Below are 13,116 nucleotides of genomic sequence, written 5' to 3'. Positions count from 1 at the left end.
GCTTTGGGTTCGGTGGAGCCATGATGCCCATTCTCCCAGATTGGGGGCGGCGACGAACCCCTTGCGAATACTGGCCTGTTCGCGACCCGAGACTCTAGAGTGCGGGACTCACCCACGCCTATGGACCCAAGAGGATTGCCGCACGTGACCCCGCCCGCCATCCGGCTCTTCAACACGATGACCATGCAGAAGGAGCTGCTGCAGCCCGCCATTCCCGGCGAGGTGGGGGTCTACGTCTGTGGTCCTACCGTCTACAGCTATATTCATATCGGGAATGCTCGCACCTTCACCTCCTTCGACGTGGTGGTCCGCTACCTCCGTCACCGGGGCCTGAAGGTCCGGTACGTCCGCAACTTCACGGACGTGGACGACAAGATCATCAAGGCAGCCGCGGAGACGGGCGAGGCCCCCGTGGAGCTGGCGGCACGCTACGTGGAGATCTTCCGGGAGGACACCCGGGCGCTCCACCTGCTGGAGCCTGACTTCTCGCCGCGGGTGAGCGACCACCTCCCCGAAATCATCGCCATCATCCAGAAGCTCGTGGACAAGGGCCACGCGTACGCCTCGCAGGGCGACGTGTACTTCTCCGTGAGCAGCGACGCGGACTACGCGAAGCTGTCCAAGCGCAACCTGGACGAACTGTGCGTGGGCGAGCGCGTGCAGCCGGGTGAGCAGAAGCGCGAGCCGCTCGACTTCGCCCTGTGGAAGGCGGCCAAGCCGGGGGAGCCCGCGTGGGAGAGCCCCTGGGGGCCCGGCCGTCCGGGCTGGCACATCGAGTGCTCCGCGATGAGCGCGAAGTACCTGGGTGAGACGTTCGACATCCACGGCGGCGCGCTGGACCTCATCTTCCCCCACCACGAGAACGAAATCGCGCAGAGCGAGTCCGCCAACGGGGTGACGTTCGCCCGGTATTGGATGCACTGCGGCTTCCTGGACCTGGAAGGCGCGAAGATGTCCAAGTCGCTGGGCAACGTGGTGCGCCTGCGCGACGCGCTGACCAAGGTGGACCCGGAAGCGCTGCGATTCTTCTTCCTCGCCACGCACTACCGCCACCCGCTGTCGTTCTCCGACAAGGCGCTGGCGGATGCGGAGACGCGCATGGAGTACTTCTACGAGACGCTTCGCAAGGTGGACGAGCGAATCTCGGGGAAGGACTTCGGCAAGGGGCCCCTGCACGGCGACCCGCAGCGCTTCTTCACCGAGTTCGAGTCCGCCATGGACGACGACTTCAATACCGCGGGCGGCCTGGGCGCGCTGTCGGGGCTCTTCGGGATGATGAACGAGCTGACCGACAAGCCGCCCGTCAAGGACAAGGCCCTGGTGGGCCGCACGCTTCAGGCGCTGCGTGAGGACGTGCGCAGGGTGTCCGGCGTCCTGGGCCTCTTCGAGGACGCGCCCGATGCGTGGCTGCTGCGCCGCCGCGAGCGCGCCGTGCGCGAGCGGGGCATCGACGTGGCGGAGGTGGAGCGCCTGCTGGGCGAGCGCACCGCTGCCCGCGCGGCGAAGGACTTCGCCGCCGCGGACCGGGTGCGAGGCGAGCTGAAGCAGAAGGGCGTGGAAATCATGGACACGCCCGCTGGCACGACGTGGAAGGTGGCGCCGCTCCAGGGCTGATGCAGTGCTTCGGGTGTCCCGGGCTTCGTGTTAGGGCTCGGGACACCATGATGCGCTCGCTGCCTCTGCTTCTCGCCCTCTGCTCCGCTCCTGCGCTCGCGCAGCGCGTGCAGTTGACGACGCCCGCGGAGAAGTCCGCGTCCGGTGTCATCGCTCCGGAGGTGCTGCGCGCGCACGTGCGCTTCCTCGCGAGTGACCTGCTGGAGGGCCGCGGTCCCGGCACACGGGGGGACGCGCTCGCGCAGGCGTACATCGCTTCGCAGTTCGAGGCGCTCGGGTTGCGGCCGTTGGGCACGGACGGCTCGTACCTGCAGCCTTTTGACCTGGTGGGCGTCACCAGCAGCCCCAGGGAGTTGTCGTTCCAGTCGCATCAGGGCGCGGTGCACTTGAAGTTCCACGACGACTTCATCGCCGTTTCCGGCGTGCAGGCCCCCGAGTCGAAGCTGGCGGCGTCCGAGCTCGTCTTCGTGGGCTACGGCATCCAGGCCCCCGAGTACCAGTGGGACGATTTCAAGGGGATGGACCTGCGCGGCAAGACGCTGCTCATCCTCAACAGCGACCCGGAGGATGACCCGCGGCTCTTCGCGGGGAAGACGCGGCTCTGGTACGGCCGCTGGGATTACAAGTACGAGCAGGCGGCGAAGATGGGCGCGGCGGGCGCCATCATCATCCACACCACGCCGAGCGCGGGCTACCCGTGGCAGGTGGTGCAGACGTCGTGGACGGGCGAGCAGTTCGAGCTGCCCGCGGCGGAGGTGCCCCGTCTCCAGGTGAAGGCCTGGACGACCGAGCAGGCCACGCGCCGGGTGTTGCAACTGGCGGGCAAGGACCTGGGGGCGCTGTGGGCCGCCGCGCAGAAACGCGACTTCCAGCCCGTGCCACTCGGGGTGACGGTGTCATCGCGCCTCACCAACACGGTGCGCCGCAGTCCCACCGCCAACGTGCTGGCGCTGTTGCCCGGAAGTGACTCGAAGCTGTCCCAGGAGGTGGTGCTCTACACCGCGCACCATGACCACCTGGGCCGCAAGGAAGGTGGCAAGCCGGGCGAAGACACCATCTACAACGGCGCGCTCGACAACGCGTCCGGTGTGTCGGCGATGCTCAACATCGCCAAGGCGTTCAAGGCCCTCCCCAAGGCGCCGCGCCGCTCCATCCTCTTCGCCGCCGTGGCCGCCGAGGAGCAGGGGCTGCTGGGCTCGCAGTACCTGGCCGAGCATCCGCCCGTGCCCCACGGCCGGGTCGCCGCCAACATCAACATCGACGGCGCCAACATTCGTGGCCGCACCCGCGACCTCACCGTCATCGGTCTGGGCAAGTCCAACCTGGACGCCACGCTGGTCGCCCTGGCGAAGACGCAGGGCCGGGTGGTGAAGGCGGACCAGTTGTCGGACCGGGGCTTCTTCTACCGTTCGGACCAGTTCAATTTCGCCAAGCGGGGCATTCCCGCCGCGTACTTCGGCAGCGGGATGGACTTCATCGGCAAGCCGGAGGGCTGGGGCAAGCAGCAGCGGGAGGTCTGGGAGTCGAAGCACTACCACCAGCCGTCGGACGAGCTGCGTCCGGATTGGGACTTTTCCGGCGCGGTGGAGGACATCCGCCTGTTCTTCCTGCTGGGGGCCCACGTTGCCCGGCAACCCGAGCTTCCGCGCTGGAACAAGGGGGATGAGTTCGAGGCTGCCCGGCTGCAATCCCTGGAAGCGTTGAAGCGGCAGGACACTTTGAAGTAGCGCGGTCACGAACATCCGGCCTTCCCACCCGCGCGGTGTTAAGTCTCGCGGGTATGTCGGACTTTCAGCTCGTCAGCGAACACCGTCCCGGAGGCGACCAGCCGAGGGCCATTGGCGAACTCACGCAGGGCGTCCTGCGGGGTGACCGCTACCAAACGCTCCTGGGCGTCACCGGGTCGGGCAAGACGTTCACGATGGCGAACGTCATCGCCAACGTACAGCGGCCCACGCTGGTGATGGCCCATAACAAGACGCTGGCCGCGCAGCTCTACGGCGAATTCAAGGCGCTCTTCCCGCACAACGCCGTCGAGTACTTCGTCTCGTACTACGACTACTACCAGCCCGAGGCCTACGTCCCGTCGACGGACACCTTCATCGAGAAGGACTCGTCCATCAACGACAACATCGAACGGATGCGCCACTCGGCCACCCATTCGCTGCGCACGCGGGACGACGTCATCATCGTCGCCAGCGTGTCCTGCATCTACGGCCTGGGCGCGGCCCGCAGCTACGTGGACCTGGCGGTGCGCGCGGCGGTGGGCGAGGAGATGGGGCGCGACACCTTCATGCGCAAGCTGGTGGAAGCCCAGTACAAGCGCAACGACCTGGACTTCCACCGAGGCACCTTCCGCGCGCGCGGCGACACCGTCGAGGTATTCCCCGCGTACGAGGAGGAGCGGGCCGTTCGCGTCAGCTTCTTCGGCGACGAGGTGGAGCGCGTCACCGAGTTCGACCCGCTGCGCGGCGTGACGCTGGGCGCGCTGGAGAAAATCGTCATCTTCCCCGCCAGCCACTACGTGGCCGAGGAGGACGTGCGCCGGCGCGCGATTCAGACCATTCGCGACGAGCTGTCCGAACAGCTGCAGACGTTCAAGCGCGAGGGCAAGCTGTTGGAGGCGCAGCGGCTGGAGCAGCGCGCCATGTTCGACCTGGAGATGATTGAGCAGGTCGGCTACTGCAGCGGCATCGAGAACTACTCCCGGCACTTCTCCGGCCGCGCGGCGGGAGAGCCGCCGCCGTGCCTCATCGACTACTTCCCACGCAACCTGCTGGTGATGCTCGATGAGAGCCACCAGACGGTGCCGCAGATTGGCGCCATGTACCGTGGTGACCGCGCGCGCAAGGAGACGCTGGTGGGCTTCGGCTTCCGCCTGCCCAGCGCGCTGGACAACCGCCCGCTCAAGTTCGGTGAGTTCGAGGAGCTGGTGCCCCAGGCCATCTTCGTCTCCGCGACGCCGGCGGAGTACGAACTGCAGAAGTCACAGGGCGTCGTGGTGGAGCAGATCATCCGCCCCACGGGCCTGACCGACCCAGAGGTGGAGATTCGCCCCGTGGGCAATCAGGTGGACGACCTGCTGGAGGAGGTGCGTCAGCGCGTGGCCCGCAGCGAGCGCGTCCTGGTGACGACGCTCACCAAGCGCATGGCGGAAGACCTCACGGAGTACTTCTCCGACGTAGGCGTGCGCGTGCGCTACCTGCACTCGGACATCGACGCGATTGAGCGCATGGCCATCATCCGCGACTTGCGCAAGGGCGAGTTCGACGTCCTGGTGGGCATCAACCTGCTGCGCGAGGGCCTGGACATCCCCGAGGTGTCCCTGGTGGCCATCCTGGACGCGGACAAGGAGGGCTTCCTGCGCAGCCACGTCTCCCTCATCCAGACGATTGGCCGCGCGGCCCGTAACGTGAACGGCCGCGTCATCATGTACGCGGACAACGTCACCGACTCCATGAAGAAGGCCCTGGACGAGACGACGCGCCGCCGCGAAATCCAGCGCGCGTACAACCAGGCGCACGGCATCACCCCGCGTTCGGTGAAGAGCAACATCACCGACCTGTCCGAGCACGCGGCCTATGAGGCGGGTGACGCGGGCGCCCTGCCGCTGGCGGCCGAAGGCGAGGACGACGTCCTTCAGCCGAAGGAAATCAAGCGGCTCATCGAGGAATTCACCAAGGACATGCTCGCCGCCGCGGACGAGATGCAGTTCGAGAAGGCGGCCGAGTACCGGGACCGCGTGCAGCTCTTGAAGGACATGGACCTGGGGCTCAAGCCGGCGTCGCGCTCGCTGCTGCGGGCCCCGGCGAAGGCGGCGGAAGCCGAAGCCCCGAAGAAGGGCAAGGGGCGCGGGGGCGGAGGACGCTCCGCGCGGGCTCGGAGCCGCAAGTAGGCGGGGGCTGGCATGGACGCGAAGCTCCTGGAGAAGCTGGACGCACTGCCCACCGAGCCCGGCGTGTACCTGATGAAGGACCGCCGGGGTCAGGTCATCTACGTGGGCAAGGCCATCAACCTGCGCAGCAGGGTGCGCTCGTACTTCAATCGCACCGGCGACACGCGCGTCTTCGTGTCCTTGTTGGACCAGTTGCTGGGCGATTTGGAGACGGTGCTCGTCAGCAACGAGAAGGAAGCGCTGCTGCTCGAAAACGAGCTCATCAAGAAGCACCGGCCGCGCTTCAACGTCCTGCTCAAGGACGACAAGCAGTTCATCTCCCTGCGCCTGGACCGCACCCAGCACTATCCTCGCCTGGAAGTGGTGCGCAAATACGAGCGCGACGGCGCGCGCTACTTCGGGCCGTACTCCAGCGCGGGGGCCATCCGCGAGACGCTGCGGGTGGTCAACCGCTTCTTCCGCCTGCGCACGTGCACCGACCACGTGCTGGCCAACCGCAAGCGGCCCTGCTTGTTGCACCAGATTGGCCGTTGCCCGGCCCCGTGCGTGTACCCGGTGCCCCAGGAGGACTACCACCGCAGCGTGGACGAGGTGGTGATGTTCCTGGAGGGCAAGGCGGGGGAGCTGGTGGAGGGCCTGCGCCTGCGCATGAAGCGCGCCGCGCAGGAGCTGAAGTTCGAAGAGGCCGCGCGGATACGAGACCAGCTCAGCGCCATCGAGCGGAGCCTGGAGCGGCAGAAGGTCGCCACCACCGACTTCAAGGACCAGGACGTCTTCGCCTTCCACCGGGAAGGGGACCGCATCCTGTTCTACGTCTTGTGGGTGCGGCAGGGCCGGCTCAACGGCGGGCAGGCCTTCCCCTTCGGCAGCCAGGAGTTCCCCGACGAGGAGCTGATCGCCTCGTTCGTCAACCTCTACTACGACCAGGGCAGCTTCGTGCCGGAGGAGGTGCTGCTGCCGCTGGAGTTGGAGGACGGCACCGGGGGGCTCGAGGCGCTCCTCACGGAGCGCAAGGGCGAGCGCGTGCGCGTCCTGGTGCCCAAGCGCGGGGAGAAGCTGGACCTGGTGAAGATGGCGGCGAAGAACGCCGAACAGGCCTTCGTGGAGCGCCGTCGCACGAAGGACGAAACGGACACCGTGCTGTCCCGGCTCCAGCAGCGGCTGGGCCTGCGCAACTTCCCGCGCCGCATGGAGTGCTTCGACATCTCGCACTTCCAGGGTTCGGCCATCGTCGCGTCGCAGGTGGCGGTGACGGATGGGGACGCGGACAAGTCGCGCTACCGGAAGTACAAGATCAAGACGCTGGAGAAGCAGGACGACTTCGCCAGCATGTACGAGGTCATCTCCCGCCGCCTGAAGAAGGGCCTGGAGGACAATGACCTGCCGGACCTGCTCGTCATCGACGGAGGCAAGGGGCAACTGGCCAGCGCGCACGCGGCGATGAAGGACGTGGGCGTGGAGTCGGTGGACGTGGTGGGTCTGGCCAAGAGCCGCGACCTGGAGGTGTTCGACCGCGACGCGGAGAGCGCCCGGAGCCCCGAGCGCATCTTCGTGGTGGGGCGCAAGGACCCCATCGTCCTATCCCAGAACTCGGCGGAGATGTTCATGCTCACGCGAATGCGGGACGAGGCCCACCGCTTCGCCATCACCTTCCAGAAGCAGGTGCTGCGCAAGAGCCGGGTGCGTTCGGCACTGGAGGACATCCCTGGCGTGGGGGAGACGCGGCGCAAGCAACTACTTCGGCACTTCGGCTCGCTCAAGCGGGTGGGGGACGCCTCCATCGAAGAGCTCGCGGAAGTCGTCGGACCGGCCATGGCGGAACGCGTCCATGCGGGCCTCCACGGACATCCAGAAGAGGATGCGGAAGATCCCGTACGGGAGGCTTCCCTTGACGACGCGCACGAACCCGTCGACGAAAAAACGCAGGGAGGGTCGCCACCCGGGGCAGCGTGATTAATTTCCGCTGCAGACCTGATGGGAAGTGCGCTGGAAGCGCGACGTTCCTGGGGTTTTTCATTGCGACTGGGCTCGGCGCTGAACTATAGCGGTTGACGATTCCGAGCACGTTTCACAGAGGGCGAGGGACCGACATGAGGCTGTATCCGAAGGTGATCCCGATCATCTCGCGCGAGGCCATTCAGCAGCTCATGCAGGACGGGGACATCGAGGTGGAGCCGATGCGCGTGGCCGACGCCGAGATGGACCTGTCAGCCATCATGCGTGAGTACCTTGCGAACGAGGAGCGTGTGAACCAGGCGACGCGTGAAGCGCTGGAGCGTCGCGGCTACGACTATTCCAAGTTCAACCAGGTGAAGCGCGAGATGGCGGACGTCCGCGGCTTCAAGATGGGCGACGAGGGCATCGAGTACGTCATCAACCAGATGATTGAATTCCTGCTCATCAGCCGGAACGTCGAAGAAGTGTACTCGGCGGATAACGGGCTGCGTCAGAAGATCTTCGCCGTCATGAAGCGTCACCTCGACGTGGACGACGAAATCGACAAGGAAGCCCGCTCCCGCCTGAAGCACCTGCAGGAGGGCACCAGCGCCTTCGACATCGAGTACAACAAGACGGTCGAGCAGATCCGCAGGGCGCGCGGCCTCATCTAGTTCGCAGGGGTGGGGCATGCCGTTCCCCGCTCCGCTGCCTACCTTGTAGACCAAGGAGGCAGCGTCGATGGCGGGACCCTTCACCACGTTCGTTCTGTCCGGTTTGCTGGCCACGGCGCCAGGCGGGTTCACGTTCGAGGGCCGCGAGGCCAGCGCGAGGACCGAGCAGCCAGACGGCTTCTTCATCCAAGGCTCACTTCCCTTCACGGACCTCGCTGAAAGCGGCACGGGGAGCGCGTCGCTGACGGTGGAGGACCGCGTGTCCCTTCCGGGCGCCACCTTTGGGGATGAAGGGACGCTGGAAGCGTCCTTCCGCCTGGGCGCCACGGAGTACCGGGTAGCGCTGCTGCGGCCTGGTTTCCCGCCGGAGCAGGGGCAGGGGGGCTCAGGCCCGCCTCCTCGCCCGCCTCGACATGCCATTGGCGGCGGCGTGTTGTTGGACGTCCCGCTCTATGGGGACAGTGGCCTGGGCTGGACGGCGATGACGCGTACCCATGCCGCGGTGGCTGTCTGGGGTGTGGGCAGCGTCTGGCGCAACGGACAGCTTCTGACGGACACGGCCTTCGTGCATGCGGCGGCGCTGGCCGCTGGCGCGTACGCGGATGACGACACCCACCGGCTGCTGCGGCAGGCTCGCTACGACGACACGGAGCTCGTGGTGCTGGTGTGGAACCTCCCGCCGCGGCTCGAGCCGCGGGGCTTCATCCAGTTCGTGTTCGAGGACGTAGCCATCGACGTGGGCGGCACTGCGGTGAGTTCGCGGCCCTTCGTGGAGAACACGGGCAATCCGCCGCTGAGCTGGCGCTCACTGACGCCGGTACCGCCCTCCGCCGTGCTAGGGGCGCCAGTGAGGGCGTCGCCTCCTCCCGCGCCTTCGGCCATCGGAGGCAGTGGGGCGGCTAAGGCGCTTCAGGAGACGGGGGCCGTGACGCGGGTGACGGTGCCGGCGACGGCTCCAGGGCGCCTGGCGACTGCGCCGGTGCAAACCACGACGGTGCCAGGGGGGCCGGTGACGCCTGAGGTCATCAGTGGGGGCTTCCCCGTGCCGATGGTGACGAACACGCCCGTGACATACTCGGGGCAGCTTCCAGTGACGCCGTTAGATGGAACCGCCGTGGTGGCGGGGACGCCCGGGAGAGGCACGACGGGGGCGTTCGCGACGCCGCCCACTGCATCCACCTTCGGTTCGTTCACGGTGCAGCCGCTGGCGCCGGGCTCGTTCGACGCGTTTGTCGGCACGGGGCAGTCCAGCGCGGGAATCATCGCCACCGAGCCTCCGCTCAACTCGAATCCCGCCACGCCGCCGCCGGGGTTGCTGAGCACGCCGGCGCCGCTGAATGCCGGGACTCCGGCGCCGTTGCTGGGGACGCCCGCGCCGCTCAACGCCGCGCCTGCGCTCCCGCTGCCCACGACGCCTTCTCCCGTGCTGGGGCCCGCGACGACCGCTCCTGCTCCCGCCGCGCCTGCTGCGGCGGGGCCTTGAGTGGATGTTCGTAACGACAAGGCTACCTGGATGATGGGGGGGAGCGCATGGGCGTGGGCCGTCGCCTGCTCTCGGCCCGCGACGGCACTGTCGAGGCAGTGCATCGGCGTTCGCGGCCGTGCGCTGCCTCAACAGTGCCTGCGGCTGGGGCGGGCGTAGGAACGAGGCTTCACGGCAGCGTGTCAGCGGCTGCGCACCGGCGCATGCGCCAGCCGATTCATGCTCGCGGCCTGGGACAGGCGCTTGCGCAGCCGCACGACGGCGTCGTGGAGTGAATCCAACTGCTGAAGGACGCGCAGGTCATCACCCGATTCCACCAGCGCGGCCGGTGTCACCGCTTCCGTGCGAAGCGTGTCGAGCAGGTCCGTGAAATGGGCCTCCACCTCGCCGAGCGCATCCAGCCCCTCACGGAGGTCATCCTCCAGCAGGTCCACGAGCACAGCCGCGTCGGTGCGCGCAGGCAGTGAGCGGGCGAGCTGTTCCACCGCCAACCGGACCGGGTCTGCACTGCGCGACGGCGTAGGGGCGACGAGGCTCAGGGCCGGAGGGGGCATGGCCTCGACGCTACAGGCAGGTAGCACTCCGTCAATTTTCCAGTCAGGGCCGAAGCCCAGCGCGCCGAGGGGCCCCGGCCCCCAGCGCGAATCCAGGCGCTTCGCCATCACTGCACGGTCCGAGGCCCCCAGCCCACGCGTGGGCTTCGCTTCGCCACCGCGCCAGAGGAGGGCTTCCTCCAAGGCCCGGGCACGCCCGTCATTCAGATGGCTCGCATCCGGCGGCACCTCCTGCGTCAGCCCCAGGCCCCACAGCGGTGGGGTGCGCCACTCGGTGTCCGTCGCTGCTCTGTCCGGACGCCCATCCGCCAGCCCAACGCCCAGGTCGTGGCGCCGCGACGAAGTGGTGCGTCAGGCGTTCACCACTTCATCGTTTCCTGACCTTCGCTCTTCTGCGGTTTCTCACCTGGACGCGACACGGAGGTGAGGGTGGCGCGCACGGCGCCCAGGTCGATGGTGCCCACGGCGGCCAGCGGCAGGCGGCGCGCGTCGTCCGAAATCCAGACGTGGACCTCACGCTTCTGCTTGGGCCGGTCCAGCCGCACGGCGGTGCCCGTCACGTGCCATGCATTGAATTGGCCCAGCGGCGTCGTCACCTGTTCGCGCTTCACCACCGCGCCCTGCATTCGCCACATGCGGCGCACGCCGTAGACGTCGAAACACACCTGGAGGTCGTCCTTGAGCGGCAGTTGGCGCAGCAGATAGATGGCTCCGGCCACATCCAGGCCGTCCTTGTCGAAGGTGTAGTTGAACTGCCCCTTGGGGCGCTGGCCGAACTGGTAGTCGACCTTGACGGTGCGCTCCTTCTGGCCGAACGCGACGTTCACCTTGCGGCGCTGTTCGTTCTCCATGGTGTCTTCGACGTATCGATTGGGACGCAGCGTGCGAGGGTGGAGGTACGCGGTGGCGCTGCCGCGCACGCGCCGCACCTTGGAGAAGAAGGTGTTGGTCTGCGCCTCCACCTGGATGGGGAGATGCCCATCCTTCTGCTTGTGGACGCGCATCGTCATGGTGCCCGCCTGCGCACCCATGGCGTCGAGGTCGAACTCGAGCACTTCACCCGGCATGAACGCCATGGGCGTACGCAGTGCCGGCAGCGCGGAAGTGCAAGGCGCCACGGTGAGGGGCGCCTCGGCCTTGGCGCCCTCAGCCTCCGACGCGTCCGCCTCCGCGTCCGGCAACTGGGCCCAGGCGCTGACGCTGGACAGTGACAACAGGGCCGCGAAGAGGGTGCGCAGGGGGCTCATCCTTTTCCTTCCAGAGACTACGGGGTGCTCTGCGGCGTCTGACGGTCCGGGCGCTTCGCATATTCGGACTCCGCCCAGCGCTTCCGGAGCCGGGTGGTGACTTCCTCGCGGACCGCCTCCCATTCTCCCGCATCCGCGTTGATGTCCCAACCGGTGCGCGCCAACTTGCGCGCGGCCGTTCGGGCGAAGGCGGCGTCACCCAGCTCAGCGAGCAACCGGAGGTACTCGTAGTCCTCCAGTCCGTCCCGAATGTGCTTCAGCCGCAGCGTGAGGATGGGCTGGTGGCCAGAAGGACCCACCCTGGCGGGTGTCCCCGGATAGAAGAGGGTGCCGTCGCCGTTGCCGCCGAACTCGAAGACGTCCTTCCAGGGGTCCTTCTTCGTGTTGTAGGCGAAGACGGTGTCGAAATAGAGCTCGCCGTCCACGCCGGAGGAGAAGGCGAGCACGCCCATGGCCCGGTTGAGCGGGGCGGGGTGGTCCACCATGTACGAAGCCCAGCCGCTGTAGGCCGCGTCCACCGCCTTGTCCGCCGGGGGGCCGCCGTTGCAGCCGTGCGAATTGCAGCTCTGGTACCACCACACCCGGGTGTCACCTGGCAGCCGTTTGCGCAGCGCGCGTGCCTCCACCACGCTGCGGCACGTCTGCGGCCCGGGTCGCGGGTAGAAGCAGTTGAGCGTGGGCGTGAGGATGTCCGCCGCGCCATTCAGCGCGTCATCCAGCGGGCTGGTGACGAGCACGGGAATCGCGCCCGCCGCGCGCACCCGGGAGGACTGGGCCTTCACCAGCGGCACGTCCTCGGGCTTGGGTTCGTCCTTGGCGTAGAAGAAGAGCTGCGCGGGCCAGCCCTTCTCGCGGAAGTGCTCGGCGAAGGCGCGGTAGTACGCCGTCTTCTCCGCGTCCGTCTTCGCCTGCTTGCTGTCACGCACGTCGGTGCTGGTGAAGCGGGCGCCGGAGGGCAGCAGGCTGCCGTCCAGGAAGGGCGCCATCTCCGCGTCGTACTCGCGCCAGTCCAGCACCGCGCGGCCCTTCTCGAAGCGCACGGGAGGCGGCGTCATGCTCATGCCGTGGGCGCTCACCCGGTGCTCCAGGAGCGCGCGTCCGTAGTCACGCAACAGCTTGCGCGCCTCCGCCGACTCCGGCGCCACGCCGTGGCCCCGGGCGATGCTGTACATCGACACTCCGAAGCTGTTGGGCAGCGAGGACGTGGCGGGCAGGGCGAAGGGCTGCACCTCGGCGGTGAACGGCACCGGCCGGACCTTCGCGTCACCCGCCTTCACCAGCAGCTGTCCCCGGTACGTCCCCGGCTCCTGCTTCTCCGGGGCGCACACCTCCACGTAGAAGACGGTGGGCAGCTTCGAGTCATGTCCCGGCGCATCCACCGGAACCAGGGCGTCGGGCCAGGGGCCCTTGTGGCCCTGGCCGTTGGACGGCGTCTTCACGTCGATGAAGGCCTCGCGCCAGATGCTGGCCTTCAGCGCCGCGCCCGGGCCCTTCAACGTCAGCGGCGCCACGGTGGGGCGCACCACCCGGCCGGGAAGCGCCACCTGCACGGCCTCGCACTCACCGCGCGCGAGGCTGAGGCGCGCCTCCTTGCGTCCCTTCACTGCTTCGCCCGGCCGGACCTTGACCAGGGGCGACACCACCTGAGGCTCCTGCGTGGCGGACATCGCCGCCGCCACCACCGCCCACGCCCATCCTGCGCCCATCCGCCCCC

9 protein-coding genes and 1 pseudogene are annotated in these 13,116 nt (G+C 67.9%); 6 read left to right on the top strand and 4 right to left on the bottom strand.

The features are described from left to right. Positions 1-144 precede the first annotated feature (144 nt). The 6 genes from cysS to HNV26_RS16295 all read left to right on the top strand — a co-directional run bounded on the left by cysS (position 145) and on the right by HNV26_RS16295 (position 9,601). Entirely contained in the window at positions 145-1,614 is a 1,470-nt protein-coding gene (gene cysS, locus HNV26_RS16320; protein WP_425270576.1) for a cysteine--tRNA ligase, read from the top strand. A gap of 50 nt (positions 1,615-1,664) precedes the next feature. Further along, positions 1,665-3,341: a M28 family metallopeptidase gene (locus tag HNV26_RS16315; protein ID WP_253816657.1), complete on the top strand. Its 1,677-nt coding sequence runs from the start codon at positions 1,665-1,667 to the stop codon at positions 3,339-3,341. Between the two features lie 53 nt (positions 3,342-3,394). Next, on the top strand, positions 3,395-5,509 hold the full coding sequence (uvrB, locus tag HNV26_RS16310; protein ID WP_171442310.1) for an excinuclease ABC subunit UvrB: 2,115 nt from the start codon (positions 3,395-3,397) through the stop codon (positions 5,507-5,509). 12 nt (positions 5,510-5,521) lie between these two features. Next, the gene (uvrC, locus tag HNV26_RS16305) at positions 5,522-7,462 is read left to right on the top strand and encodes an excinuclease ABC subunit UvrC (RefSeq protein ID WP_171442309.1); all 1,941 of its coding nucleotides are present in this window, start codon (positions 5,522-5,524) and stop codon (positions 7,460-7,462) included. A gap of 137 nt (positions 7,463-7,599) precedes the next feature. Then, a complete protein-coding gene (locus HNV26_RS16300; RefSeq protein ID WP_013939209.1) occupies positions 7,600-8,118 on the top strand; it encodes a DUF507 family protein in 519 nt (172 codons plus the stop codon). A 67-nt stretch (positions 8,119-8,185) separates the two neighbouring features. Further along, entirely contained in the window at positions 8,186-9,601 is a 1,416-nt protein-coding gene (locus HNV26_RS16295; protein ID WP_171442308.1) for a hypothetical protein, read from the top strand. A 182-nt stretch (positions 9,602-9,783) separates the two neighbouring features. Here HNV26_RS16295 and HNV26_RS16290 read toward each other — a convergent pair whose 3' ends face one another. From HNV26_RS16290 to HNV26_RS16275, 4 genes and pseudogenes are all read right to left on the bottom strand, one after another. Further along, the gene (locus HNV26_RS16290) at positions 9,784-10,155 is read right to left on the bottom strand and encodes a hypothetical protein (RefSeq protein WP_171442307.1); all 372 of its coding nucleotides are present in this window, start codon (positions 10,153-10,155) and stop codon (positions 9,784-9,786) included. 150 nt (positions 10,156-10,305) lie between these two features. Then, a pseudogene (locus HNV26_RS16285) lies at positions 10,306-10,479 on the bottom strand (di-heme oxidoredictase family protein); the annotation flags it as partial. 35 nt (positions 10,480-10,514) lie between these two features. Continuing rightward, a complete protein-coding gene (locus HNV26_RS16280; protein WP_171442306.1) occupies positions 10,515-11,402 on the bottom strand; it encodes a DUF3108 domain-containing protein in 888 nt (295 codons plus the stop codon). 17 nt (positions 11,403-11,419) lie between these two features. Further along, positions 11,420-13,108: a DUF4091 domain-containing protein gene (locus tag HNV26_RS16275; RefSeq protein ID WP_171442305.1), complete on the bottom strand. Its 1,689-nt coding sequence runs from the start codon at positions 13,106-13,108 to the stop codon at positions 11,420-11,422. Positions 13,109-13,116: the final 8 nt, after the last annotated feature.

Origin of the sequence: Myxococcus xanthus (assembly GCF_013116825.1) — a bacterium.
Classification (GTDB): Bacteria; Myxococcota; Myxococcia; order Myxococcales; family Myxococcaceae; genus Myxococcus; species Myxococcus xanthus_B.
The sequence above is the reverse complement of the archived record's forward strand: the minus strand, read 5'-3'. Positions and strand labels throughout refer to the sequence as shown.